The following is a 24,763-nucleotide window of genomic DNA, read 5'->3' as shown; positions in this document are numbered from 1 at the left end:
CCGTACGCTCCTCCGCGGTGTCGGACCGCCCTATTAGGCTGGTCGAACCGCCCGCGGAACGTGCGGGGGGAACGACGAGGAGGACCACCATGGCAGTCACGAGCGAATCGACAACGGTCTGGACAGGCGACCTCAAATCCGGCTCGGGCGAGGTCACCCTCGACTCGTCCCACTCCGCGCAGTTCCCCGTCACCTGGGCCGCCCGCTCGCAGGGCTCCCGTGAGGTCACCACGCCGGAGGAGCTGCTCGGAGCCGCGCACTCCGCGTGCTTCTCCATGGCGTTCTCGAACGCGCTCAGCGGCTTCGGCACCACGCCAGAGCGCATCGAGGTCACCGCGCACGTGAGCTTCGCCCCTGCAGAGGGCATCACCGGCAGCCACCTGGTCGTCCAGGCGACGGTGCCAGGACTCTCGCAGGAGGACTTCGCCCGCCTCGCGGACGAGGCGAAGAGCAGCTGCCCTGTCTCTCGCGCGCTGGTCGGCATCCCGATCACCATCGAAGCCACTCTGGCCTAGCGCATGAAGGTGCTCATCGCGGGCGCCTCCGGCATGATCGGCACCGAGGTCGCCTCGCAGTTGGCGGCGAGCGGCCACGAGGTGCTGAGACTCGTCCGTGGCACGCCGAAAGCCGCGAACGAATACAACTGGGCTCCGTCCGCCCGCATCATCGACTTCACGCTGATGGACCGGGTGGATGCTGTCGTCAACCTGTCCGGCGCTTCCCTCAGCCGTCTGCCGTGGACGCCGGCGTGGAAGCGCACCATCCTGGCCTCGCGCCTGGAGGCGACGCACACGCTGACCGATGCGATGCGGATGGCCGCGTCTCCGCCCGCCGTGTTCCTGAGCGGATCGGCGGTCGGGTTCTACGGCGACAGGCCCGGTCAGAAGCTCACCGAGACGGCGATCAGGGGAACGGGGTTCCTGGCGGACGTCGTCGAGGCGTGGGAGTCCGCGGCCCACCTGGCCCCGGAGAAGACCCGCGTGGTCACGCTGCGGACGGGCGTGGTCATCGGGCGCGGCGGCGCGATGAAGCCGCTGCTTCCCGCGGGGAAGCTCGGACTGCTCGGCCCGATCGCGGGCGGCGGCCAGCACTGGCCGTGGGTGAGCCTACACGACGAGGCCGCGGCGATCGTGCACCTGCTCGGCTCCACGCTGCGTGGACCGGTGAACATCGCAGGACCAACCCCCGCGACGGCCGACACGGTGCTCCGCTCGCTCGCGGCGGCCCTGCGCCGACCGTACGGACTCCCGCTGCCCGAGAAGGCGATCACGCTCGCGCTCGGCGACGCGGGGCGCGAACTGCTGCTGGCCAGCCAGAAGGTGGTTCCGCAGAAGCTGCTCGACGACGGCTTCGTGTTCTCCACGCCGACCGTGCGGGATGCGATGGACCGACTGGTCGCGAAGCGATAGCGGCTACGCCGCCGCGCGCTGCTGCGTGCGGTACAGGCGGATCGACTCGCGCAGGGCAGAGCGCGCCCGCCTGCGGTCTCCGGAGGCGTCGTACGCGAGGCCCAGCCGGAACCAGGCGCGCCAGCTCTCCGGTTCCGCCTCGACCTCGGCCTTGTAGCGCGGGAACTCCTCGTCGGCCGCGTCACGGAGGGGACGGCCGCTGGCGCGCACGGGGAGGTCTTCGACGGGAAGCCCGCCCTCCGCATCCAGGATCTTCACCAGCTTCTCGGTGCGCGCGCCGAACAGCAGCTCGCGGCCGATCGCCCACGCGGCCACTAGCGGCAGGGAGAGCAGGGCGATCCCCATTGCGATGGCGATGCCTTCGCCCGTCGCGATCAGCATGATCGCGCGCTGGAAGACCAGGACCAGGTAGATGACCAGGATCGCGGCCATCACGATCGCGGCGATACGGTTCCGCACGGCGGCTACGCCGTCTCGCGCACGGTCGGCCGCGGCGGCTCTCCGTCGGGTTCTGCGATGCCGAGGTCGACCAGCTTGTCGAGGCCGACCGTCACCCCCGTTGCCGACGCCGCCGCACGGATCGCGAGGAGGATGCCCGCCTCGTACGACTCGGAGCCGATCGTGTCGTGCCGGATCGTGAGGGTCTCCCCCGCGCCTCCGAAGATCACCTGCTGCTGTGCGACGACCCCGCGCATCCGGAGACTGTGGATGGGGACGCTCGCCACCTGCTGGCCGCGGGCGCGCTGGTCGGTGTGCGGCGCATCCACTGGCCCTCTCTCCGCGCGGGCGGCGCCGATCAGCTCCGCGGTGCGCACAGCCGTGCCGGACGGCGAGTCGACCTTGCCTGCACCGTGGGCCTCGATGATCTCGATGGAGTCGAAGAAGCGCGCGGCGACGGTCGCGAACGCCGTGCCGAGCGCGGAGCCCAGCGAGAAGTTGGGGATGACCACGGCGCCGGTTCCCTCGTGCGCTGCGACGCGACGCTCCAGGTCCAGGATGCGGTCGGCCGACCATCCCGACGTCCCGACGAGGACGTGCAGCCCGTTGTCGACCGCGAACGCGACGATGCCGGGGCTCACTGCCGGCAGGGTCATGTCGACGAGCACGTCTGCGACGAGCATGTCCTCCAGCGGAGAACGCGAGTCGAGGCGAGCGACGAGCTCGAGGTCGTCCGCGTGCTCGATCAGCCGCACGGCGACGCTGCCCAGTTTTCCGGTCGCCCCAGCGACGGCTACGCGAATAGTCACCCGACCAATCTACCCGCCGCGCAGCCGGGAGAACTCCGGGATGCGCGGGGGCGAACTACGCTGGGTCGATGGTGTCTTTTGCTGATGTCGCCGTCACGGACGCGACCGCCCACCGGATGCTGAGCGACTACTTCGCGGAGCGGGCGGCCTCGTTCCCCGCGTCGCAGGGCGCATACCGCACCACCTTCCCCGATCCCAGCCAGTTCGTGGCTCCGGCGGGGGTGTTCCTGCTGGCGTACGACGAGGACGGCGAAGCCGGCTGCGGCGGCATCCGGGAGCTGCGCGTCCCCCTCGCCGACGTCGATCCGGAATTGCCGGTGGTGCGCTACGAGATCAAGCACCTGTGGGTGTCGCCCACGCATCGCGGGCGCGGGCTGGGGCGGGCGATCCTGTCCGAGCTGGAGCATCGGGCGCGCGGCTTCGGAGCGACGGAGGTCGTGCTCGACACCAACGCGAGCTTGGAGGCGGCCGGCGGCCTGTACCGCTCGCACGGCTACGACAACATCCAGCCGTACAACGACAACCCGAACGCGACCGACTGGTTCCGCAAGCTGCTCTGACCGGGCGCGCGGCCGCTAGACCGGCTGCAGCTCTGGCAGGCCGGTGCGCAGCTCGACGGGGAGGTGCCCGAGGTCGTTGTGGACGACGAGCACCGGTGGCTTGGCGGAGCGCACCCGGATGATCGTGAGACCGCAGTTGGCCTGGTTGAGTCCCAGCCAGCGCCACGACGGAGCGTCGAAGACGTGCCGCACGAACCAGCCGATCACGAAGTTGTGCGTGACGAGCAGGTCGTGCCTATCGCCGATGGCAGGGGTGAGGAACTCGCCGACCGCGTCGTCCATCTGCGCGCGTCCCGCCTCGATCTCCGCGTCCGTGACGTTGCCGAAGAACGACTCGAACGCCCTCGGCATGTCCGGCGTCGGCCCGGACGGGATGCAGTCGAACAGCAGGCTCGACGGCTCCGGCGTCAGCGCAGGCATCCGCTCGGCCATGATCGCCGCGGTCTCCGCCGCACGGTTCAGCGGCGAGTGGTACATGCCCGTGAACGGCACCCCGCTCAGCCGTTCCGCGACGAGCTGCGCTTGACGTTTGCCGCGCGGGGAGAGGGGTCCGTCTGGCAGACCGTGTTCTGCATCCTGCTGCTCGCCGTGGCGGACGAGGTAAAGATAGTGGGGCACCGTGATGGCCTTTCAGGTGTGACGGGCGAAGCTGGGTCAGGGGGCGAGTCCGGCGAACATGTCGTCGGTCACGCTCCCCACCGCGGAGACGGAGACCGGTCTGCTCGCCAGATCGGTGGCGAGGCTCTGCACATCGTCGGCGGTGACGAGGTGCAAGCGCCGGAGACTCTCGTCGAGGTCGGAGAACTCCCCCAGGCTGATCTCGGCTCGACCGAGCCTGGACATCCTGGTGTCGGAGTCCTCGAGCGCGAGGGCCGCGCCGCCGGAGAGCTGGCCGACAGCGCGGCGCAGCTCGTCCGGGGTGACGCCGCCGTCGGCGAGGCGGTGCAGCTCGCCGAGCATCAGCTCGGCGACCTGCGTGGCCTTGGCGGGAGCGCATCCCGCGTAGAGGCCGAAGATCCCGGCGTCGGAGTACGCGCCGGAGAACGAGTAGACGGCGTATGCCAGGCCGCGCTTCTCGCGCACCTCCTGGAACAGCCGGGACGACATCCCGCCGCCGAGGATCGAGTTGAGCACGCCCATCGTGGTGCGGCGTTCGTCGGTGGCGACGATGCCAGGCACGCCGATCAGCAGGTTGGCCTGCTCCGTCGGCCGCTGGACGGTGACGACCGCGGCCCCGCGCTCGATGGCGACAGCCGTGGATGCGCGCCGCGGCACCGGGGACGCCTCGACGCTCAGATCCCAGCCGGCCGCGACGAGGGCCCGCTCGACGCCGGCCACCAGCAGGTCGTGGTCGACGGCGCCTGCGGCGGTGATGACCAGGTCTTGCGGGCGGTAGTTGGCCCGGTAGTGGGCGAGCACCGCATCCCTGGTCGCCTCGCGAATGGTCTGCGGGCTTCCGCCGATGGGACGACCGAGTGGATGCGCGCCGAGCACGGCCTCGAAGAACCGCTCGTTGGCGACGTCGGCCGGGTCGTCCTCGGCCATCGACAGCTCTTCGAGGATCACGCCGCGCTCGTTCTCGAACTCGACAGCGTCGAGCAGCGACGAGGTGAGCATGTCGGCGATGACCTCGACCGCCATCGGAAGATCGCGGTCCTGCACCTTGGCGTAGTAGCAGGTGTACTCCTTGGCCGTCATCGCGTTGTGCTCTCCGCCGACCGAGTCGAACGAGATGGCGATGTCCAGCGCGGTGCGCGTCGGGGTGCCCTTGAACAGGAGGTGTTCGAGGAAGTGGGTGGAACCGAAGCTGGACGGGACGGCGGGAGTCGCGGGAGCGGCGGGAACGCTTGCGCGCGCCGGGGTGGCAGGCTCGGCGGGGATCGCATCCGCTTCATCGCGGGAGCCGACGGCGACCCAGTAGCCGAGGGTGGCGCTGCGAGCGCCGGGAACCTGTTCGCTCAGGATGCGCACGCCGCTCGGCAGGACGGTCCGCCTGACCAGCGCGTCACCGGATGCGGCGAAAGAGAGGTCGGCCAGACCGAGCGGGAGGTCGACTGCGCTGTTCATCCCTTCCACCCTACGCCAGACCCTATGAAAACCCTGGGTGCGAAATGAGGACAAACAGACTGGTCTGTCTACTGCTATACTGGTCAAACCAACGCATCGGCGGGTCCCTACGCCGACGCGAAACCAAGAGGACGGACCCGACCGTCCCCTGCAGTGAAGGAGTCGTGCCGGATGGTCGTTAGTGCCCGAGCGACCATCCGGCCGCCCGCGCCGTCGAAGGTCAAGATCCTTGCGACGGCTGACGAGCTCTTCTACCAGGAAGGCATCCACACGGTGGGTGTCGACCGGATCATCGCGGGTGCGCGCGTCACGAAGGCGACGTTCTACAAGCACTACCGCTCGAAGGACCTCCTGATCATCGCCTACGTCGAGGGTCGCGACAAGCAGGTGCGCGACTGGTTCGACGACCAGGAACGCCAGGGCAACGACCCCAGGGCGATCGCCAAGGCACTCGTCGACTCGATCAACCTCGAAGCCGTGCGCCCCGGCTTCCACGGCGACCCGTTCATCAACGCAGCCGCCCAGTTCGCCGACGAGACGCACCCTGTGCGCGTCGCGGTGAGCACCCACCGCGACTGGTACGCCCGCCGCATCGAGGAGCTGTTCCGCGACATCGGCCACCCCCGGCCCGGCGACGCGGCCGACGACCTCATCCTGGCGCGCGACGGCGCCCTGGCGGGCGGCTACGTCGGCGACCCGATAGCCGCTGGCGCCGCGCTGCACCGCTCGCTCGACCGCATCCTCGCGGAGGCGTAGGGGCGGAGCGGCGGAGCGTCGGGGTCGCGGCGCCCTTTCCGAACGGAGAACGCGGCCGGCACGCCGACAGAAACTCCTGACGAACAGAGAGTGCTCGCCGATCCGGCGGAGACTCCTGCCGGACGGAGGACGCTCGACGGCGCTACTCGGAGACGCGGTCGAGTTCGAGCATGTTTGCTCGGGTAAGGCGGATGCCCGCCGAGACCATCAGCGCATCCACCTGCTCGGGGCGGCTCGCGGACGCGACGGGAGCGACCACGTTGCGCTTGGCCTGCAGCCAAGCGATGGCGACGCTCGCCGGCGTGACCTCCTGCTCGGCTGCGATGCGGTCGAGGGCGGCGAGGACGCGCTGCCCCTTGCGGTTGACGTAGGCCGCGGCACGGATGCTGCGGGCGTCCGCGTTGAGGTCGCCCTTGCTGCGGTACTTGCCGGTGAGGAAGCCGTTCGCGAGCGCGTAGTACGGGATGACAGCGAGACCCTGCGCCGCCGCCACGATACGAAGGGCGCTCTCGAACTCCGTGCGGTGCATCAGGTTGTACTGGGTCTGCACGGCGATGAACTTGGGCAGACCGGTCGACGACAGGATGCGCGCCTCGATGAGCCTGTCCGCGCTGAAGTTGGAGGCGGCGAGGTAGCGGACCTTGCCGGTCTCGATCAGCCACTCGACGGTCGCCAGGCTGTCCTCCAAGGGGACCTCAGGGTCGTCGTCGTGGAAGTAGAGCAGGTCGATGTGGTCGGTCTGCAGTCGCTCCAGCGACGCCTCGACGGCGCGCACGATGCTGACGGAGCCGAGGCCCGGATTCTCGTGATGACGGCCCACCTTGGTGGCGACGACGACCTGGTCGCGGTTACGGCGCTCGCGCATCCAGTTGCCGATGAGCACCTCACTTCGTCCGCCGACGTAGCTGTCCGCCGTGTCGATGAAGTTGCCGCCGAGGCGGGCGAAACGGTCCAGGATGCGCAGCGAAGTGTCGCCGTCCGCCGTCCAGCCGAAGACGCTCGCGCCCAGCGACAGCGGAAACACCGCGAGGTCGCTCTCGCCGATGCGACGGGGAGCGATGATCGAGAGCGGGCCGGTGCGTTCCAGCTCCGGGTCGAGAGCAGGCATCGCGGCGGTCTCGACACCGATCGACTCGGTGAGGACCTCCTCCGGCGTGCCCGGCTCGATGGCACCGGACTCGATGGCGCCGGACTCGGTCATTCCGGCCGCGACCGCGGCGCGAGCAGCGGAGCGTGCGTCAGCACCGCGCCCGATCGTTGCGGGACGCGCCACGGGCTCCGTGCCGTCCGCGCCACTGGGGTCTACCTGCGCGGCCGCGCGGCGCGCGACCGTATCACGCAGACGGAGAGGTAACAGCTGTGGCATGTGCTCTCCCCCTACTCCCGAGTGATTCGAATCGATTCGAGGACCCCAGTTCCCCGATACTTACTTGCAGCGTAAGGCATACGTCCGACAGGCCACGGCCAATCGCGGTGAACTGTTACACAATGCTTGGTCACAGTTTCATCACGAAGCGCAGAGGCCGATGGTTCACGCCGAAAACGTGCATTCCGACCTCCGACACGCCCGGGTTGCAGCGGCCTGCGCCCTGCTCGCCGGCCGCGCTCAGCTCGCCGCGCGCGCCAGCACCGACCGCGCGTGCGCGATCACCGGGCTGTCCACCATCCTGCCGCGGTAGCGGAACACTCCCCCGGCTGCGGCCGCGGCGTCCAGCAGCTCGCGCGCATCCCGAATCTGGTCGTCAGTCGGCCGATACGCCGCCCTGATCGTCTCCACCTGTCCGGGGTGGATGCACGCGGTCGCCGCGAACCCGACCGCCGCCGCGTCCTCCGCCTCCTCCGCGAGGCCGGCGAGGTCGTCGATGTCGAGGTGCACCGTGTCCACCGCGGCGATCCCCGCCGCTCCGGCCGCGAGCAGCACCGCAGAGCGGGCGTGCGCTGCCACATCCCGATAGCGTCCGTCCGCGTGGCGGCTCGACGTTCCACCCAGCGACGCCACCAGGTCCTCCGCGCCCCACATGAGCGCGATCACCTCGCCGGCCGACGCCAGCCGCGGCGCCGCGAGCACGCCGGCAGCCGTCTCGCAGAGCGCGATCACCGCCAACCCGCCGAGGTCGCGCAGGTCGGCCACGGACTCCGCCTTCGGCAGCATCACCGTGCTGTACGGCGTCACGGCGAGCGCCGACAGGTCGGCGGCGTGGTCGTCGGTCCCCGCCGGGTTGACGCGGACGATCACACGGTCAGGGTCGAGATCCGAGGTGGCGAGCGCTTCTCTTGCGTCGGCCCGACGGGTGGGGTCGACGGCGTCTTCGAGGTCGATGATCACCGCATCCGCCCGATCGAGCGCCTTGGCGTAGCGCTCAGGACGATCGGCGGGGCAGAACAGCAGCGCTGGGCCGAACGAGAAGGGCACGCTCATTCCCCGCCTCCGCCTGCAGAGCCCAAAACGAGGTGAGCATCCATGCACCACATCATCACCTGGCGGGTGGCGGTCGCGACGATCACCCCGTCCTGGTTGCGGCCGGTGTGCGCGAGCGTCACGATGCCCTGTCCAGGCCGCGACGACGACAACCGCTTGGCCACCACCACCGTCTCCGAGTACAGCGTGTCTCCGTGGTGCAGTGGATGCGGGAACGTCACGTCGCTGAACCCCAGGTTCGCCACGATCGTGCCCTGCGTGAGCTGGGCGACCGAGGCGCCGACCAGCGTCGCCAGCGTGAACATGGAGTTGATCAGCCGCTCGCCGAACGGCTGCGTCGCCGACCAGGCTGCGTCGAGGTGCAGGGCCTGTGTGTTCATGGTGAGGGTGGTGAAGAACACGTTGTCAGCCTCTGTCACGGTCCGCCCTGGGCGGTGCAGGTAGCGGGTGTCCTCCTCGAACTCCTCGAAGTAGAGGCCGCGCTGCTCGATCTCCCTCATGCTGCGCCTCCGTTCAGCTCCACGGTGAGCGGGGCGCCGGTGGCGGCCAGCACCTCGTCGAGGGTGACTCCTGGCGCCGTCTCGCGGAGCACGAGCCGCGCCGGGGCGTCGTTCCCGCCGCCCCGCACCACGTCGATCACGGCCAGGTCGGTGATGATCCTGTCGACGCATCCTGTGCCCGTCAGCGGCAGCGAGCACTCGGCGACGATCTTCGGCCGCCCCTCCCTGTCGACGTGCTCCATCATGACGATGAGGCGTTTGGCGCCGAACACGAGGTCCATCGCTCCGCCCATCCCCTTGACCATCTTGCCGGGGATCATCCAGTTGGCGAGGTCGCCGTTCTGCGACACCTCCATCGCGCCGAGCACGGCGACGTCGACGTGGCCGCCGCGCACCATCCCGAACGACAGGGCGGAGTCGAAGAACGCCGCGCCGCTGTTGACGGTGACCGTCTCCTTGCCCGCGTTGATCAGGTCGGGGTCCACCGCCGAATCCTCCGGGTACGGGCCGACGCCGAGCACACCGTTCTCGGAGTGCAGGATGACCTCCACGTCGTCCGGGATGTAGTTCGGGATGAGGGTGGGCATCCCTATCCCGAGGTTCACGTACTGTCCGTTGCGCAGTTCGCGCGCCACCCTGGCGGCCAGTTCGGTGCGGCTGAGACTCATCGGGCGCTCCCATCGTCGAGGCGGACGGTTCGGCGCTCGATGCGCTTCTCGACATCCGGCGCGTGCACGACTCGCTGGACGAAGATGCCGGGGATGTGCACGGTACCTGGGTCGAGGTCGCCCGGCTCGACCAGCTCCTCCACCTCGGCGATGGTGACTCGGCCGGCCATCGCGGCGAGCGGGTTGAAGTTCATCGCCGCTGCGTGGAAGACGAGGTTGCCGTACCGGTCGCCCTTGGCCGCGTGGACGAGCGCGAAGTCGGGGGTCAGCGAGCGCTCCAGCACGTAGTCGGCGCCGTCGAAGGTGCGCACCTCCTTCGGCTCGGAGGCGACCGCGACCGACCCGTCCGCCGCATACCGGCGCGGCAGGCCGCCCTCGGCGATCTGCGTGCCGACCCCGGCCGGCGTGAAGAACGCCGGGATGCCCGCTCCGCCGGCCCGCAGCTTCTCGGCCAGGGTGCCCTGCGGGGTCAGCTCCACCTCCAGCTCTCCGGAGAGGAACTGCCGGGCGAACTCCTTGTTCTCTCCGACATACGAGCTGATCATCTTGCGGATGCGCCCGTCGGCCAGCAGGATACCGAGCCCCCAGTCGTCGACGCCGCAGTTGTTGCTGACGACCTCGAGATCGGTCGTGCCGCGCTCGTGCAGCGCCTGGATGAGCGCGCTCGGGATGCCGCACAGGCCGAACCCGCCGACGGCGAGCGAACTGCCGTCCGCGACGTCCGCGACCGCCTCCGCGGCGCTCGCCACCACCTTGTCGATCACTGTCTTCCCTTCCTGACGATCGAGCCCGGAGTTGTGCACGCATCCACTCGGCGTGTCGTGTGAACAACTCCCGGCTCGATGGCTGCGTTACGCGTTGAAACCGAGGGCGCGCGAGATGACCATGAGCTGGACCTCCGTGGTGCCCTCGCCGATTTCGAGGATCTTGGAGTCGCGGTAGTGACGCGCCACCGGGTTCTCGTTGAGGAACCCGTATCCACCGAAGATCTGGGTGGCGTCGCGGGCGTTGTCCATCGCGGCCTCGCTGCAGGTGAGTTTGGCGATCGACGCCTCCATCTTGAACGGCTTTCCGGCCATCAGCTTGAAGCAGGCGTCGTAGTACGCGAGCCGCGCGGTGTGAACGCGGGCCTGCATCCTGGCGATCTTGAACGCGATGTACTGGTTGGCGCCGATCGGGCGGCCGAACACGTTGCGGCTCTTCGCGTACCGGATCGCCTCGTCGAGGCAGCCCTGCGCCGCTCCCGTGCAGAGCGCGGCGAACGCGACGCGCCCCTCGTCCAGCGTCTGCACGAAGTTCGCGTACCCGCGGCCGCGCTCGCCGAGCAGGTTCGCCTCCGGCACGTGCACATCCGTGAGGGTCAGTGGATGCGTGTCCGACGTGTGCCAGCCGACCTTGTCGTACGACGGCTCCTGCACGAACCCGGGCGTTCCAACGGGCACGAGGATCGCGGACAGCTCCTTCTTGAGCGACCCGTCCGCCCGCTCGTGCTCGCCGGTCACCGCGGTGATCGTGACGAGCTTGGTGATCTCGCTGCCGGAGTTGGTGATGAACTGCTTCGAGCCGTTGATGACCCACTCGCCGTCGCGCAGCTCGGCCGTCGTCTTGGTGCCCGCAGCGTCGGAGCCCGCGTCCGCCTCGGTGAGACCGAACCCGGCGAGCGCCTCGCCGCGGGCGAGCATGGGCAGCCATTCCTGCTTCTGCTCCTCCGTGCCGTTGCGGAAGATCGGCATGGCGCCGAGCCCGATGCCGGCCTCCAGAGTCACGCCGATCGACTGGTCGACCCTGCCGAGCTGCTCGACGGCGAGGCAGAGCGACAGGTAGTCCTTGCCCTGTCCGCCGTACTCGACGGGGAACGGCAGCCCGAACAGGCCCATCCGTCCCATCTCGGCGATGATGTCGTACGGCAGACTGCGGCGGGTGTCATAGTCGTACGCCGCAGGGGCGACGACGGTGTCTGCGAAGTCGCGCACCTGGTCGCGCAGCCGGATGTGCTCCGCCGTGAGCTCGAAGCCGGCGACGTCGGTGTCCGCTGCTTCCGTTCGCGTCATCTGCATGGTCATGAGGTTCCCTGTCTCGTGGTGGACCGTCGTGGTGCGACGGTCATGGGGTTGCGGCCGATGGTGTCGGCCCTGTGGATGCGCGCGCATCGCCGGTGGGCGGTGGCGGCGCGGTGGGTGAGTCCTGCGATTCGGGGACGGCGTCCGACTCCACGCTCGCGACGAGTTGGTCGAGCTTCACGAGGTCGCCTGGCGCAACGCGCACGTGGACGGTCCCGGCGAGCGGCGCCACCAGACGGTGCTCCATCTTCATCGCCTCGACCGTGACCACGGTGTCGCCCGCCTCCACGCGGTCGCCGGTCGCGACAGCCACGGCGACGACCGTCCCCGGCATCGGCGTGCGCAGCTCAGGATCGACCGCCCCTGCCGCCCGCGCCAGCCCGGCGAGGTCGCGTGCGACCCGCTCGGCACGACCGAGCATCCGCAGCTCGCGCGCCGCGCCGCCCCGTGCAAGCCAGGTGGATGCGCCGTCGGTCGCGAAACGGAAGGACGTGACAACACCGTCGAGCGTGAGGAGCACCGTGCCCGGCTCTCCGTGATGGGTCGGGGGCAGCACGCGCAGGCCGGCGTCGCGCGTGGCGGCGTCCGCGGCGTCCGCACCGTCCGCAACGTCCGCACCGTCCACGCTCACGCGCGCCGTGCCCGCGGCGAGCGCTGATGCGTCGCCCGCCACGCGCACGATCGCCGATCCCAGGTCGTACGCCGCCGCCCTGTGCTCGCCGAGCCGCCAGCCGGTCGGTGCCGCCCACAGCGGGCCTGCCGCATCCCGAGCCGCACGGAGACGGTCGTGATGCGCGAGCAGCGCCGCGGCGATCAGTTCGCGCTCGTCCGGTTCTGTGGGCGCCTGCTCGGAGAACCGGCGGTCGATCAGGGTGGTGTCGAGCCGTCCGGCGCGCACGTCTTCGTCGGCGAGCAGGTCGCGCAGCCAGCGCACGTTGGTCACGGCGCCGAGGATGGCCGTGTCGGCGAGGGCGCGGTCGAGGCGGGCGAGCGCATCCACCCGGTCGGGGCCCCAGGCGATGACCTTTGCGAGCATCGGATCGTACTCGGTGACGATGGGCACCCCGGCGGCCAGGCCGCTGTCGACCCGCACGCCATCGCCGGACGCCTCGTGCAACGCCAGCACCCGCCCGTCGCTCGGCAGGAAGCCGCGCTCCGGGTTCTCGGCGTAGACACGCGCCTCGATGGCGTGCCCGCTGAGGCGCACGTCCTCCTGGGCGAAGCCGAGCGGCTCGCCCGCGGCGATGCGGAGCTGCCACTCCACCAGGTCGAGCCCGGTCACCAGCTCTGTCACGGGATGCTCGACCTGCAGTCTGGTGTTCATCTCCATGAAGAAGAACTCGTCAGGCGCCGCGTCGGAGACCAGGAACTCGACCGTCCCCGCCCCGACGTAGTCGACGCTCGCGGCGACGGCGCAGGCCGCTTCGCCGATCCGCGCCCGTGTCGCAGCGTCGAGCAGGGGCGACGGCGCCTCCTCGATGACCTTCTGGTGGCGGCGCTGCAGAGAGCACTCGCGCTCCCCCAGGTGCACGACCGCCCCGTGCCGATCGGCAAGCACCTGCACCTCGATGTGCCTGGGCGTGTCCACCAGACGCTCGAGGAACAGGGTGTCGTCGCCGAACGCGCTCGCCGCGACCCGCCTGGCTGCGGCGAGCGCATCCGGCAGTTCCGCTGCGGAGCGCACCGACTGCATCCCCTTGCCCCCTCCACCGGCGGACGGCTTCACAAGCACAGGGAAGCCGATGTCGGCGGCTGCGGCGATCAGGTCGTCGTCACTGAGGCCAGGACGTGCGATGCCGGGAATGGTCGGAACGCCGTGCTCCTCGACTTCCCGTTTCGCCGCGATCTTGTCGCCCATCACGTGCAGTGCGTGAACGCCTGGCCCGACGAAGACGATGCCGGCGTCCTCGCAGGCGGCCGCGAAGTCGGCGTTCTCGGAGAGGAAGCCGTAGCCGGGATGCACTGCCTGCGCTTCTGTGGCGCGTGCGGCGGCCACGATGGCTGCGATATCGAGGTAGCTGTGGGCGGCCGGGGCGGGGCCGATGCGCACGGCGACGTCCGCGAGGGCGACGTGCGGCGCATCCAGGTCGGCGTCGCTGAACACGGCCACCGAGCGGATGCCGAGGCGGCGCAGCGTGCGGATCACCCGGCAGGCGATCTCGCCGCGGTTGGCGACGAGCACGGTGTCGAACGGAGCAGCGGTCGTCTGCGACGAGAAGGAGTGGGAGGACATCGCGATCACATCCGGAAGAGGCCGAAGGCCGTGTCGGGGAGGGGGGCGCGGGAGCAGACGTCGAGGGCGAGGCCGAGGATCGTGCGGGTGTCGGCAGGGTCGATGACTCCGTCGTCCCACAGCCGTGCGGTGGAGTAGTACGGGCTGCCCTGCTGCTCGTATTGCTCCGCGATCGGGGCCTTGAACTCGGCCTCCGCTTCCGCCGACCACTCCTCGCCCCTGCCTTCGAGCTGCTCGCGCTTGACCGTCGCGAGCACCGAGGACGCCTGAGCGCCTCCCATCACCGAGATGCGCGCGGCCGGCCACATCCAGAGGAATCGCGGCGAGTACGCGCGGCCGCACATCGAGTAGTTGCCCGCGCCGAACGATCCGCCGATCACGACCGTGAGCTTCGGCACCCTGGCGGTGGCGACGGCAGTGACCATCTTGGCGCCGTTCTTCGCGATGCCGCCGGCCTCGTAGTCGCGGCCGACCATGAACCCGGAGATGTTCTGCAGGAACAGCAGCGGGATGCCGCGCTGATCGCACAGCTCGATGAAGTGCGCGCCCTTCAGCGCGGACTCGCTGAACAGCACGCCGTTGTTCGCGACGATGCCCACCGGATGCCCGTGGATGCGCGCGAAGCCGGTGACCAGCGTCGTGCCGTACTCCTTCTTGAACTCGTGCAGCTCGCTGCCGTCCACCAGGCGTGCGATGACCTCGCGAACGTCGTACGGCGCCTGCACGTCGGTGGGGACGACGCCGTAGAGCTCTGCTGGGTCGGCGACGGGCTCGACGGTGGGATGCACCTCCCACACCGGCTGGGCTGCTTCCGGCAGCGTCGCGACGATGTCGCGCACGATCTGCAGGGCGTGCCTGTCGTCCTCCGCGAGGTGGTCGACGACGCCGGAGGTCTTCGCGTGCAGGTCGCCACCGCCGAGTTCCTCCGCCGTGACCACCTCCCCGATCGCCGCCTTCACCAGTGGAGGACCGCCGAGGAAGATCGTGCCCTGGTTGCGCACGATCACGGTCTCGTCGCTCATCGCCGGCACGTACGCGCCCCCGGCGGTGCAGGAGCCGAGCACCGCGGCGATCTGCGGCACCTTCGCCGCCGACAGCCTGGCCTGGTTGTAGAAGATGCGGCCGAAGTGGTCGCGGTCGGGGAAGACCTCGTCCTGCATCGGCAGGTACGCGCCGCCGGAGTCGACCAGGTAGATACACGGGAGCTTGTTCTCCAGCGCGATCTCCTGCGCCCTGAGGTGCTTCTTGACCGTCATCGGGTAGTAGGTGCCGCCCTTGACCGTTGCGTCGTTGGAGATGACGAGCACGTGGCGTCCGTGCACCAGGCCGATGCCGGCGATCACGCCGGCCGCCGGGGACTCGTCGTCGTACATCCCGGTCGCGGCGAGCGGTGCGATCTCCAGGAACGGGCTGCCGTCGTCGAGAAGGGCGTCGATGCGTTCGCGCGGGAGGAGCTTGCCGCGGGCGACGTGCCGCTGACGGGAACGCTCCGGCCCTCCGGCGGCTGCGGTGGCGAGGCGCTGGCGGAGCTCGGACACGAGGGCGCGCTGGGCGGCCTCGTTCTGCTCGTACCCGGTGTCCGTCGCGCTGGTGGCGCTGGTCAGCGTTGGCATGTTCGCGTCTCGCTCTTCGTCGTCGTCGACAGTCGGTCTGGTGGACCATTCGGTTAGTGGTCACTAACTCGAATTTAGGTTAGTGTTCATTAACTCAAAAGTCCAGCACCCGGAAGAACGCCATGACCGAACTCGCAGCAAGCACCCAGGACGCTGGGCGACCCACCCAGCGCAGCCAGGCGAAAGCGGACAGGCGCGCCGCCCTGCTCGGCGCTGCGGCGACCCTGTTCTCCGAGCGCGGCTTCAACGGGGTCTCGATCGAAGACCTCGGCTCGGCAGCAGGAGTGAGCGGCCCGGCGGTGTACCGGCACTTCTCCTCCAAGCAGGCCGTGCTCGCCGCGCTCCTGGTCGGCGTCAGCGAGCGCCTGCTGGAGGGCGGCACGCGCGTCGAGGACGCGGCTGACGACCCGGCGAGCGCCCTGCGCGCCCTGATCGTCTTCCACGTCGACTTCGCCGTCTCCGAACCGGACACGATCCGCGTGCAGGACCGCGATCTCGACGCCCTTCCCGGCGACGAGCGCCGGGCGGTCCGCCGACTGCAACGCCAGTACATCGACCTGTGGATGCGCGTGCTCGGCCGCCTGCACCCCTCCCTCTCCCCCGACGAGCTCCGGATGCGGGTGCAAGCGGCGTTCGGACTCATCAACTCCACCCCGCACACGGCGCGTGTCGGCGGGGCGAGTGTGGACGCCGCGACCGTGCGGCCGGTGCTGGAGCGGATGGCCTGGGCGGGGCTCAACGCGCACTGACGATCGTCGCTCCCAGCATCCACAGCGGGACTTATCCACAGTTCTCGCGCGGGCATTCTGGGCGTCACCGCCATGCGTTACAGTCGCAGGACACCAACCACCGGAAGGACTGGCGTGGGCGACGACACCCCCCGACTACGACGACACCACCGCGTGCTGCGGGTCATCGGCATCGTGGTCGCCGTGCTGCTCGTCCTGGTCGTGATCGCTGGCGGCGTCGGTGTCTGGACCGTGGTGCGGTCGTTCCCGCAGACCTCCGGCACGCTCGACGTGCCAGGGCTGTCGTCCGCCGTGACGGTGTACAGGGACGACGCGGGGATTCCGCAGATCGAGGCGTCGACGGCCGACGACCTGTTCCGCGCGCAGGGCTACGTGCACGCGCAGGACCGCTTCTGGGAGATGGACTTCCGCCGCCACGTCACGGCAGGGCGGCTGTCGGAGATGTTCGGAGCGAGCCAGGTGCCGACGGACACGTTCATCCGCACCCTCGGCTGGCGCACCGTCGCCGAGCAGGAGGTGAGGCTGCTCGACAAGACGCAGCTGCGCTACTACCAGGACTACGCGGACGGCGTGAACGCCTACCTCGCCAGGCACTCCGGAGCCGAGCTCTCGCTCGAATACGCGGTGCTCGGCCTGCAGAACCCCGGCTACAAACCGGAGAAGTGGACGCCGGCCGACTCGGTGGCCTGGCTCAAGGCGATGGCCTGGGACCTCCGTTCCAACCTCGAGGACGAGATCGACAGAGCGCTGCTCTCCACCACGCTCACCCCCCAGCAGATCGCCGAGCTGCATCCCGCGTATCCGTACTCGACGCACCCCACGATCACGGCGGAGGGCGACGGCGATCCTGCGCGCACGACGCCGGACGCCGCCGCGTCGGGGAGCGCGGATGGGCAGGGCGGGTCGAGTTCCAGCACGCCGTCCGCCGACGCCGCTGCGGCACCTGCCGCCGACACTGCTTCCCCGACTGCTGCCGACGATCCGGCGACGCCCGCCTCGTACGCCCCTGCGCTCGCCCAACTGGCGACGAGCCTGGATGCGCTGCCCACCCTCCTCGGCCCAGCGGGAAGCGACATCGGGTCCAACTCCTGGGTGGTGTCCGGGGCGCACACGGCAAGCGGCAAGCCCCTGCTGGCGAACGATCCGCACTTGGGAGCGGCGATGCCGTCCGTCTGGTATCAGATCGGGCTGCACTGCCGCACGGTCGGGCCTGACTGCCCGTTCGACGTCGCCGGGTTCAGCTTCTCCGGTCTCCCCGGCGTGGTGATCGGGCACAACGACCGCGTCGCCTGGGGGTTCACCAATCTGGGGCCGGACGTCGCGGACCTCTACGAGGAGAAGGTCACCGGCGACACCTACGAGTACGACGGCGCCCAGGTGCCGCTGACGATCAGAAAGGAGACGATCAAGGTCGCCGGCGGCAAAGACGTCCCGCTGACCGTGCGGTCGACCCGCCACGGTCCCATCGTCACCGACCTCACCGACGGGTTCGGGATCATCGCGAAAGACCAGGCGGGCAAGCTCGGCGTGCCGGCGCAGACCTTCCAGCTCTCGCTGCAGTGGTCGGCGCTCACCCCTGGGCCGACAGCCGGGGCGATCTTCGCGTTCGACACCGCCACCGACTGGGCGAGCTTCCGCGCGGCGGCCGCGAGCTTCCAGGTGCCGTCGCAGAACCTCATCTACGCGGACGTCGACGGCAACATCGGCTACCAGGCGCCCGGCAGCGTTCCGATCCGCGCCTCAGGAGACGGGACCATGCCGGTCCCCGGCTGGACCAGCAGGTACGGCTGGGTCGGCACCATCCCGTACGACGAGCTGCCGTCGGTGTACAACCCGCCGAGCGGCGTCATCGTCACCGCCAACAACGCCGCGGTCGGACCGGCCTTCCCGCAGCTCATCACCAAGGACTGGGAGTACGGCTTCCGGGCCAACCAGATCCAGGTGAGGCTCACGAAGCTGATCGCCGACGGCAGGAAGCTCACCGCCGCAGACTACGCGTCGATCCAGGCGGACAAGTACGACGCGAACGCCGCCACCCTCGTGCCGATCATCCGCGAGCTCGGGGCGAGCGCCGATCCTTCCTCCGGCGTCTACCGGGCAGCGCAGCTTCTGGCGGGGTGGAACTACCAGGACGACGCCGACAGCCCGGCCGCCGCGTACTTCAACGTGTTCTGGCGCACGCTGCTGCAGGAGGCGTTCGGCCGCAAGCTCCCCGCCTCAGCGCCGCCGGTGGGAGGCGACAGGTGGTTCGCGGTGGTGCAGAAACTCGTGAAAGACCAGAACTCGTCCTGGTGGGTGGACTCAAAGCTCGGTACAAGCGACAGGGACACGATGTTCGAGGTGGTCGCCGACAAGGCCTGGACCGAGGCGGGACGGCTCATGGGCGGCGACCAGACCACCTGGCGCTGGGACCGCATCCACACCATCGAGCTCACCAACGCGAGCTTCGGCGAGTCGGGGGTCGCCCCGATCGAGTGGCTGTTCAACCGCGGACCGTACCCGGTCGGCGGCAGCTCAAGCGTGGTGGATGCGGTGGGCTGGGACGCTTCCGTCGGCTATCAGGTGGACTGGGTGCCGTCCATGCGGCAAGTGATCGACCTGAGCGACTTCGACAAGAGCACCTGGATCAATCTCACCGGTGCCTCCGGTCACGCGTTCAGTCCGCACTACACGGACCAGACACCGCTCTGGCAGCACAATCAGACGCGTCCGTGGCCATTCTCGCGCACCGCCATCGCCGCAGCGGCCGACCAGACCCTCACGCTCCGCCCCGCGCACTAAGCGAGAGCGGCGGGAGCGACGGTCAGCGGCCGGTGGGCCAGCTGCGCTCGGCGGAACCCGTGTACAGCTGCTGCGGGCGGCCGATCTTCGTGGCGGGGTCGCTGTTCATCTCGCGCCAGTGGGCGATCCAGCCGGGAAGCCTGCCCATCGCGAACAGGACGGTGAACATCCTGGTCGGGAAGCCCATCGCCTTGTAGATGACGCCGGTGTAGAAGTCCACGTTCGGGTAGAGCTTGCGGTCGATGAAGTACTGGTCGGCCAGGGCGACCTCTTCCAGCTCCTTCGCGATGTCGAGCAGCGGGTCGTGGACGCCGAGAGCGGTGAGCACCTCGTCCGCCGACTCCTTCACCAGGCGGGCGCGCGGGTCGAAGTTCTTGTAGACGCGGTGCCCGAAGCCCATCAGCTTCACGCCCTCTTCTTTGTTCTTCACGCGCTCGACGAACTTCTGCACGCTCTCGCCGGAGTCGCGGATGCCGGCGAGCATGTCGAGGACGGCCTCGTTGGCACCGCCGTGCAGCGGGCCGTACAGCGCGTTGATGCCCGCAGAGACCGACGCGAACAGGTTGGCCTGCGTCGAGCCGACCAGGCGGACCGTCGAGGTGGATGCGTTCTGCTCGTGGTCCTCGTGCAGGATCAGCAGACGCTCCAGCGCCTTCGACAGCACCGGGTTCACCTCGTACGGCTCCGCCATCGTGCCGAAGTTGAGGCGCAGGAAGTTGTCGACGAAGCTCAGCGAGTTGTCCGGGTAGAGGAACGCCTGGCCGAGGCTCTTCTTGTGCGCGTACGCCGCGATCACCGGCAGCTTGGCCAGCAGGCGGATGGTCGAGAGCTCGATCTGCTCAGGGTCGTGCACGCTGAGCGAGTCCTGGTAGAACGTGGACAGCGCCGAGACGGCGCTCGACAGCACGGACATCGGGTGCGCGTCGTGCGGGAGGGCGGAGAAGAAGCGGCGCAGGTCTTCGTGCAGCAGCGTGTGGCGGCGGATGCGCTCGTCGAACTCGGCCAGCTCGCTGGCGCTCGGAAGCTCGCCGTAGATGAGGAGCCAGGCGACCTCGAGGAACGTGGAGTTCTGCGCGACCTGCTCGATCGGATACCCGCGGTAGCGCAGGATGCCGGCGTCGCCGTCGATGTAGGTGATGGCCGACCGTGTGGCCGACGTGTTCACGAAGCCGTAGTCGAGGCTGGTGAGGCCGGTCTGCTTGGTCAGCGTGGAGAAGTCGATGCTCGACGCACCGGAGACGCTGGACAGGATCGGGAACTCGGCCGTGCCACCCGGGTAGCTCAGCGAAGCGGTCGCCGCTTCGGTGCGGGCGGGAACAGCGCTGCCCGCCTGTGCCTTATCGGTGCCGATTCCGCTCACAACGCCTCCAGGGATAATGGTTGGGTTCGCGCGCTGATCGTGGCAGCGCTGCAAAAGTCGTGCGGATACAGCCTAACGAACGGCAGCGACAACTGTCGCATCGTGCAAAAGCGGGCCGGTCCTGTTAGAGAGTCTCTCCAACGGCGCGCAGGCGTTCCGCTGCGGCGGCGATCCGCTCGTCCGTCGCGGTCAGCGAAAGCCGCACGTGCTGCGGGGACGAGTCGCCGTAGAACACCCCGGGCCCGGCCAGGATGCCCAGGTCGGCCAGCCGCCCGATAGTCTCCCACGCGTCCCTGCCCTGTGTCGCCCACAGGTACAGCCCCGCCTCGCTGCGGTCGATGCGGAAGCCGGCGCCCTCGAGCGCCGGGCGGAGCAGATCGCGCCGCGCCCGGTAGCGCTCGCGCTGCACGGACACGTGCTCGTTGTCGCCGAGTGCCGTCACCATCGCGGCCTGCAGTGGAGCAGGCAGCATGAGACCCGCGTGCTTGCGGACGGTCAGCAGACGCCCGACCACGGTCGCGCATCCCGCGATGAACGCGGCGCGGTAGCCCGCCAGGTTGGACTGCTTGCTCAGCGAGTAGACGGCGATCACGTTGCGCCGGGAGTCGCCGATGACGCGCTTGTCGAGCACGCTCGGGATGGGCGTCTCGTCCCAGGGAGCGTCCCAGCCCAGCTCGGCGTAGCACTCGTCGCTCGCGACGTATGCTCCCAGCTCGCGCGCACGCTCCACCGCCGCGCGCAGCTCCTCCACGGACAGCACGCGGCCGTCGGGGTTGCCAGGACTGTTCAGCCAGACCAGCTTGGTGTTCTGCGGCCACTCGGCGGGGTCGTCGCTCGCGAGCGCCTCTGCCCCTGCCATCGCCGCGCCGATCGCGTATGTCGGGTATGCGGCCCGTGGATGCACGACCACGTCGCCCTCCCCCAGGCCGAGCATGAACGGAAGGAACGCGACGAGCTCCTTGGAGCCGATCGTGGGAAGGACGTTGTCGACCGTCAGGCCGGTGACGCCGCGACGGCGTGCGAACCAGGAGACGATCGCCTCGCGCAGGGCGGGCGTCCCGACCGTCTGCGGGTACGCGTGCGCGTCCGTCGCCTCTGCCAGCGCCCGGCGGATGAGGTCGGGAGTCGCATCCACCGGGGAGCCGATGGACAGGTCGACGATGCCGTCAGCGTGCTCCCTGGCGCGCGCCGCGAACGGCGCCATCGCATCCCAGGGGTATTCGGGGAGTTCGGCGAGAGCCATCGGGCGGGGCCGGAGCTCAGTGGGCCTGCGGAGGCAGGGCTGCGATGACCGGGTGGTCCTTGGCGATGACGCCGACCTTGGCCGCTCCACCAGGGGAGCCGATGTCGTCGAAGAATTCGACGTTTGCCTTGTAGTAGTCGGCCCACTGCTCCGGCAGGTCGTCCTCGTAGTAGATCGCCTCGACGGGGCAGACGGGCTCGCAGGCGCCGCAATCGACGCACTCGTCCGGGTGGATGTAGAGCGACCGTTCGCCCTCGTAGATGCAATCGACAGGGCACTCGTCGATACAGGCCCGGTCTTTCACGTCGACGCAGGGGAGGGCGATGACGTAGGTCACAGTGCAGTATTTCCCTTCGCGAGTTGTACTCGTCTAGCTTATGCCGTTTCCACGCCGAGTCGTTTGCGCCTCAGGGCGTTTGCGGTTCAGCACGGTGCGGCTCAGGCGGTTTGCGGCCGTCGCGACTTCGACAGGTCCGGCCACGCCATCACGATGGCGGCGATCACGATCGGACCGGCGAGCCAGATCTGACCGAGCAGGTCGTTCTGGATCAGCACGGAACCCCCAGCGCTCTTCTGCGAGAACAGCAGCACGGCAAGGATCGCGCCGATGGCGGCCACCAGGGCCGGGATGCGGCTGGTTCCGAGCAGGCGGAGCCCGACGAGCATCGCGGTGTACGCCGTCAGCGACCCGATGAGGCCGAGCGGGATGCTCACTCCCCAGGTCACCGTGGTCGGATGCGCGACCGTGCCGACGGCGCCGACGATCGCGCCCACCAGGAAGAGCAGCACGTAGTTGACGATCCGGCTGAGCATTCTCGAATCCTATCTGGACATGCTGGGCACGGTTGTCTAAGGTCGAAGGCGGTAAGGTTAGCCTTACCAACCTCCCCCGCCACTCCGTCCGAAAGTGCTCTGTGTTCGCGAACTATCTGATCGGCCTCCGCGAAGGTCTCGAAGCATCTCTCGTCGTCGGGATTCTGATCGCGTACGTGGTGAAGGTCGGACGCCGCGACGTGCTCTCCAAGCTCTGGGCCGGCATCGGGATCGCGGTCGTCGTGCCGCTCGGCCTCGGTGCTCTGCTCACCTGGGGGCCGTACGGCCTCAGCTTCCAGGCGCAGGAGATCCTCGGAGGCGGCCTCTCGCTCGTCGCCGTCGGCTTCGTCACCTGGATGACGTTCTGGATGGGCAAGACCGCCCGCAGCATGAAGACGACCCTGCAGTCGAAGCTCGACTCCGCGCTGGTCGGCGCCGGCTGGGGCGTCATCATCCTGGCCATGCTGAGCGTCGGGCGCGAAGGTATCGAGACGGCGCTGTTCGTCTGGGCCACGGTCGCCAGCGTCGGTGGCGGGTGGGAGCCGGTCGTCGGCGCGCTGCTCGGTATCCTCACGGCGGTCGTGATCGGCGCGCTCATCTACCGCGGCATGGTCAAGATCAACCTCGGGACCTTCTTCACCTGGACAGGGGCGTTCCTCATCCTGGTGGCCGGCGGCGTGCTCGCATACGGCATCGGCGACCTGCAGGAGGCCGGCGTGCTTCCCGGCGCGGGGGTCCACGCGTACGACATCAGCGGCATCATCCCCTCCTCCAGCTGGTACGGCACCTTCCTGACCGGCATCGTGAACTTCAACCCGTCGCCCACCTGGCTGCAGGTGTTCGGCTGGCTCGCATACGTCGTGATCGTGTCCGCCTTCTACCTGCGGCAGCACCGCGCGTCCGCGAAACCCGCGAAACCCGCGAAACCCGCGACGACGACACCGGATTCGGTGCAGCAGCACCAGGCGACCGCATCCAGCAGCAGCGCATCCAGCAGCAGCGCGTCGAGCAGCATGGCCGCGAGCAGCACCTCCCCTCTCCCCCGCACCACAGCATCCTGAACCGCGCCGCACTGACGCATCCTCCTGCACGAGAAAGCACCCCCATGCCACGATCCCGCACCTTCAGCGTCCTCGCCGGAACCATCGGCGCCGCCACCATCGCGATCGCCCTCACCGGCTGCGTGCCCAACAAGGCGTCTGCCGACGCCGAGGCGATCAGCGTCACGCTGAACGACGAGAAGTGCACCGTCTCCACCGCCACCGCTCCCAGCGGCGCCGTGACGTTCCAGGTCACCAACACCGGAACGGACGTCAATGAGTTCGAGGTGCTCGCGGACGACAAACTGCGCATCGCGGGCGAGAAGGAGAACGTCGGGCCAGGCACCACGGTCAACTACGTCGTCCAGCTCGCCGAGGGCAGCTACTACACCGCCTGCAAGAAGGGCATGGTCGGCAGCCCGACCTCGCTGACGAAGTTCAGCGTCACCAAGGGCAAGGACACCACCACCTCCGCCAGCGAGAGCAAGCAGGTCTCGCAGGCCGTCACCAACTACATCTCATACGTCAAGGACCAGAGCGGCCAGCTCCTCACCGCGACGCAGGCCTTCGCCAAGGCGTACGAGGCAGGGGACGACGCCGCCGCGCGCACCCAGTACCCTGCTGCGCGGGCGTTCTACGAGCGCATCGAGCCGACCGCCGAGCAGTTCGGAGACATCGACCCCGCCATCGACCTGCGCGAGGCCGACCTGGAGGCAGGGCAGAACTGGACGGGCTGGCACCGCATCGAGAAGGATCTCTGGGCTCCCGCCGGCTTCACGCCCTCCGACTCCGCCGGCCGGAAGGTGCTCGGCGACCAGCTCGTCGCCGACACGCAGAAGCTCTACGACCTGGTGTACGCGAAGAACTTCAGCCTCACCATCGACCAGATCTCCAACGGCGCCATCGGCCTGATGGAGGAGGTCTCCCGCAGCAAGATCACCGGCGAGGAGGAGACCTTCTCGCACACGGACCTGTGGGATTTCCAGGCCAACGTCGAAGGCGCGCAGGTCGCGTACGGCATCGTCCGCGACATCGCGGAGGGCAAGGGAGCGAACGGCAAGAAGGTCGTCGCCCAGCTCGACGCCGAGTTCGCCGCGATCACCACGCTGCTCGACCAGTACAAGTCGGGCGACGGCTACGTCAGCTACACCGAGCTGAGCACCTCCCAGGTGAAGGAGCTGTCCGACGAGGTCAACGCCCTCAGCGAGCCGCTCAGCCAGCTCACCTCGATCATCGTCAAGTAGG

At 69.2% G+C, this 24,763-nt stretch carries 24 protein-coding genes; 8 read left to right on the top strand and 16 right to left on the bottom strand.

Going from position 1 to position 24,763, the window contains the following annotated elements; translation table 11 throughout:
* Positions 1 to 89: 89 nt before the first annotated feature.
* Both ASE16_RS13655 and ASE16_RS13650 read left to right on the top strand, forming a co-directional pair.
* Positions 90 to 515: an OsmC family peroxiredoxin gene (locus ASE16_RS13655; protein ID WP_055895759.1), complete on the top strand. Its 426-nt coding sequence runs from the start codon at positions 90 to 92 to the stop codon at positions 513 to 515.
* 3 nt (positions 516 to 518) lie between these two features.
* On the top strand, positions 519 to 1,409 hold the full coding sequence (locus ASE16_RS13650; protein WP_055895757.1) for a TIGR01777 family oxidoreductase: 891 nt from the start codon (positions 519 to 521) through the stop codon (positions 1,407 to 1,409).
* Positions 1,410 to 1,412: 3 nt separating this feature from the next.
* Here ASE16_RS13650 and ASE16_RS13645 read toward each other — a convergent pair whose 3' ends face one another.
* Entirely contained in the window at positions 1,413 to 1,868 is a 456-nt protein-coding gene (locus ASE16_RS13645) for a hypothetical protein (RefSeq protein WP_414843034.1), read from the bottom strand.
* Between the two features lie 5 nt (positions 1,869 to 1,873).
* Positions 1,874 to 2,656, bottom strand: a complete 783-nt coding sequence (dapB, locus tag ASE16_RS13640; RefSeq protein WP_055895755.1) for a 4-hydroxy-tetrahydrodipicolinate reductase — start codon at positions 2,654 to 2,656, stop codon at positions 1,874 to 1,876.
* Positions 2,657 to 2,724: 68 nt separating this feature from the next.
* Here dapB and ASE16_RS13635 point away from each other — a divergent pair, with 68 nt between their 5' ends.
* Complete coding sequence (locus ASE16_RS13635) at positions 2,725 to 3,216, top strand: GNAT family N-acetyltransferase (RefSeq protein WP_055895753.1); 492 nt, start codon at positions 2,725 to 2,727, stop codon at positions 3,214 to 3,216.
* Between the two features lie 15 nt (positions 3,217 to 3,231).
* Here the strand turns inward: ASE16_RS13635 and ASE16_RS13630 are convergent, their stop codons facing one another.
* Together ASE16_RS13630 and ASE16_RS13625 are read right to left on the bottom strand one after the other, a co-directional pair.
* Positions 3,232 to 3,834 carry a histidine phosphatase family protein gene (locus tag ASE16_RS13630; protein ID WP_055895751.1) on the bottom strand — a complete coding sequence of 201 codons (603 nt, stop codon included), beginning with the start codon at positions 3,832 to 3,834 and terminating at the stop codon, positions 3,232 to 3,234.
* A 36-nt stretch (positions 3,835 to 3,870) separates the two neighbouring features.
* The gene (locus ASE16_RS13625; protein ID WP_055895748.1) at positions 3,871 to 5,283 is read right to left on the bottom strand and encodes a M16 family metallopeptidase; all 1,413 of its coding nucleotides are present in this window, start codon (positions 5,281 to 5,283) and stop codon (positions 3,871 to 3,873) included.
* 171 nt (positions 5,284 to 5,454) lie between these two features.
* Between ASE16_RS13625 and ASE16_RS13620 the strand changes: the two genes are divergently transcribed.
* Positions 5,455 to 6,039, top strand: a complete 585-nt coding sequence (locus tag ASE16_RS13620) for a TetR/AcrR family transcriptional regulator (RefSeq protein ID WP_055895745.1) — start codon at positions 5,455 to 5,457, stop codon at positions 6,037 to 6,039.
* Between the two features lie 142 nt (positions 6,040 to 6,181).
* On the opposite strand, the gene ASE16_RS13615 is transcribed toward ASE16_RS13620, so the two are convergent.
* The 8 genes from ASE16_RS13615 to ASE16_RS13580 all read right to left on the bottom strand — a co-directional run bounded on the left by ASE16_RS13615 (position 6,182) and on the right by ASE16_RS13580 (position 15,532).
* On the bottom strand, positions 6,182 to 7,312 hold the full coding sequence (locus ASE16_RS13615) for an aldo/keto reductase (RefSeq protein ID WP_235500494.1): 1,131 nt from the start codon (positions 7,310 to 7,312) through the stop codon (positions 6,182 to 6,184).
* Positions 7,313 to 7,645: 333 nt separating this feature from the next.
* A complete protein-coding gene (locus ASE16_RS13610) occupies positions 7,646 to 8,458 on the bottom strand; it encodes an HpcH/HpaI aldolase/citrate lyase family protein (protein ID WP_055895743.1) in 813 nt (270 codons plus the stop codon).
* Positions 8,455 to 8,958, bottom strand: coding sequence for a MaoC family dehydratase (locus ASE16_RS13605; protein ID WP_055895741.1), 504 nt, complete (start codon positions 8,956 to 8,958; stop codon positions 8,455 to 8,457). The genes ASE16_RS13610 and ASE16_RS13605 overlap by 4 nt, the downstream gene beginning before the upstream one ends.
* Complete coding sequence (locus ASE16_RS13600; protein ID WP_055895739.1) at positions 8,955 to 9,626, bottom strand: CoA transferase subunit B; 672 nt, start codon at positions 9,624 to 9,626, stop codon at positions 8,955 to 8,957. Before ASE16_RS13600 ends, ASE16_RS13605 begins: the two co-directional genes overlap by 4 nt.
* Positions 9,623 to 10,390 (bottom strand): CoA transferase subunit A, encoded by a 768-nt coding sequence (locus ASE16_RS13595; protein WP_055895737.1) that lies wholly within the window; start codon positions 10,388 to 10,390, stop codon positions 9,623 to 9,625. Before ASE16_RS13595 ends, ASE16_RS13600 begins: the two co-directional genes overlap by 4 nt.
* An 87-nt stretch (positions 10,391 to 10,477) precedes the next feature.
* Entirely contained in the window at positions 10,478 to 11,689 is a 1,212-nt protein-coding gene (locus tag ASE16_RS13590) for an acyl-CoA dehydrogenase family protein (RefSeq protein WP_055895735.1), read from the bottom strand.
* Positions 11,690 to 11,729: 40 nt separating this feature from the next.
* Positions 11,730 to 13,919, bottom strand: coding sequence for a biotin carboxylase N-terminal domain-containing protein (locus tag ASE16_RS13585; protein WP_055896563.1), 2,190 nt, complete (start codon positions 13,917 to 13,919; stop codon positions 11,730 to 11,732).
* Positions 13,920 to 13,924: 5 nt separating this feature from the next.
* The gene (locus ASE16_RS13580; RefSeq protein ID WP_055895732.1) at positions 13,925 to 15,532 is read right to left on the bottom strand and encodes a carboxyl transferase domain-containing protein; all 1,608 of its coding nucleotides are present in this window, start codon (positions 15,530 to 15,532) and stop codon (positions 13,925 to 13,927) included.
* Positions 15,533 to 15,654: 122 nt separating this feature from the next.
* Here ASE16_RS13580 and ASE16_RS13575 point away from each other — a divergent pair, with 122 nt between their 5' ends.
* Together ASE16_RS13575 and ASE16_RS13570 are read left to right on the top strand one after the other, a co-directional pair.
* Entirely contained in the window at positions 15,655 to 16,281 is a 627-nt protein-coding gene (locus tag ASE16_RS13575) for a TetR/AcrR family transcriptional regulator (protein ID WP_055895730.1), read from the top strand.
* A gap of 114 nt (positions 16,282 to 16,395) precedes the next feature.
* On the top strand, positions 16,396 to 19,062 hold the full coding sequence (locus ASE16_RS13570) for a penicillin acylase family protein (protein WP_235500493.1): 2,667 nt from the start codon (positions 16,396 to 16,398) through the stop codon (positions 19,060 to 19,062).
* A gap of 22 nt (positions 19,063 to 19,084) precedes the next feature.
* Here ASE16_RS13570 and ASE16_RS13565 read toward each other — a convergent pair whose 3' ends face one another.
* The 4 genes from ASE16_RS13565 to ASE16_RS13550 form a co-directional block, all read right to left on the bottom strand.
* Positions 19,085 to 20,347 (bottom strand): citrate synthase, encoded by a 1,263-nt coding sequence (locus ASE16_RS13565; RefSeq protein WP_055896560.1) that lies wholly within the window; start codon positions 20,345 to 20,347, stop codon positions 19,085 to 19,087.
* A 199-nt stretch (positions 20,348 to 20,546) separates the two neighbouring features.
* Positions 20,547 to 21,665: a succinyldiaminopimelate transaminase gene (gene dapC / locus ASE16_RS13560; RefSeq protein WP_055895725.1), complete on the bottom strand. Its 1,119-nt coding sequence runs from the start codon at positions 21,663 to 21,665 to the stop codon at positions 20,547 to 20,549.
* 16 nt (positions 21,666 to 21,681) lie between these two features.
* Positions 21,682 to 22,002 carry a ferredoxin gene (gene fdxA / locus ASE16_RS13555; RefSeq protein WP_055895722.1) on the bottom strand — a complete coding sequence of 107 codons (321 nt, stop codon included), beginning with the start codon at positions 22,000 to 22,002 and terminating at the stop codon, positions 21,682 to 21,684.
* Positions 22,003 to 22,103: 101 nt separating this feature from the next.
* Positions 22,104 to 22,478 carry a DUF6113 family protein gene (locus ASE16_RS13550; RefSeq protein WP_055895719.1) on the bottom strand — a complete coding sequence of 125 codons (375 nt, stop codon included), beginning with the start codon at positions 22,476 to 22,478 and terminating at the stop codon, positions 22,104 to 22,106.
* Positions 22,479 to 22,579: 101 nt separating this feature from the next.
* On the opposite strand from ASE16_RS13550, the gene efeU reads away from it, so the two are divergent.
* On the top strand, positions 22,580 to 23,539 hold the full coding sequence (gene efeU, locus ASE16_RS13545) for an iron uptake transporter permease EfeU (RefSeq protein ID WP_082581447.1): 960 nt from the start codon (positions 22,580 to 22,582) through the stop codon (positions 23,537 to 23,539).
* Between the two features lie 44 nt (positions 23,540 to 23,583).
* On the top strand, positions 23,584 to 24,762 hold the full coding sequence (gene efeO, locus ASE16_RS13540) for an iron uptake system protein EfeO (protein ID WP_055895717.1): 1,179 nt from the start codon (positions 23,584 to 23,586) through the stop codon (positions 24,760 to 24,762).
* Position 24,763 lies beyond the last annotated feature (1 nt).

It is taken from the genome of Leifsonia sp. Root227, from assembly GCF_001428745.1.
Classification (GTDB): domain Bacteria; phylum Actinomycetota; class Actinomycetes; order Actinomycetales; family Microbacteriaceae; genus Leifsonia.
This window is presented reverse-complemented; position numbering and strand designations above follow the sequence as displayed.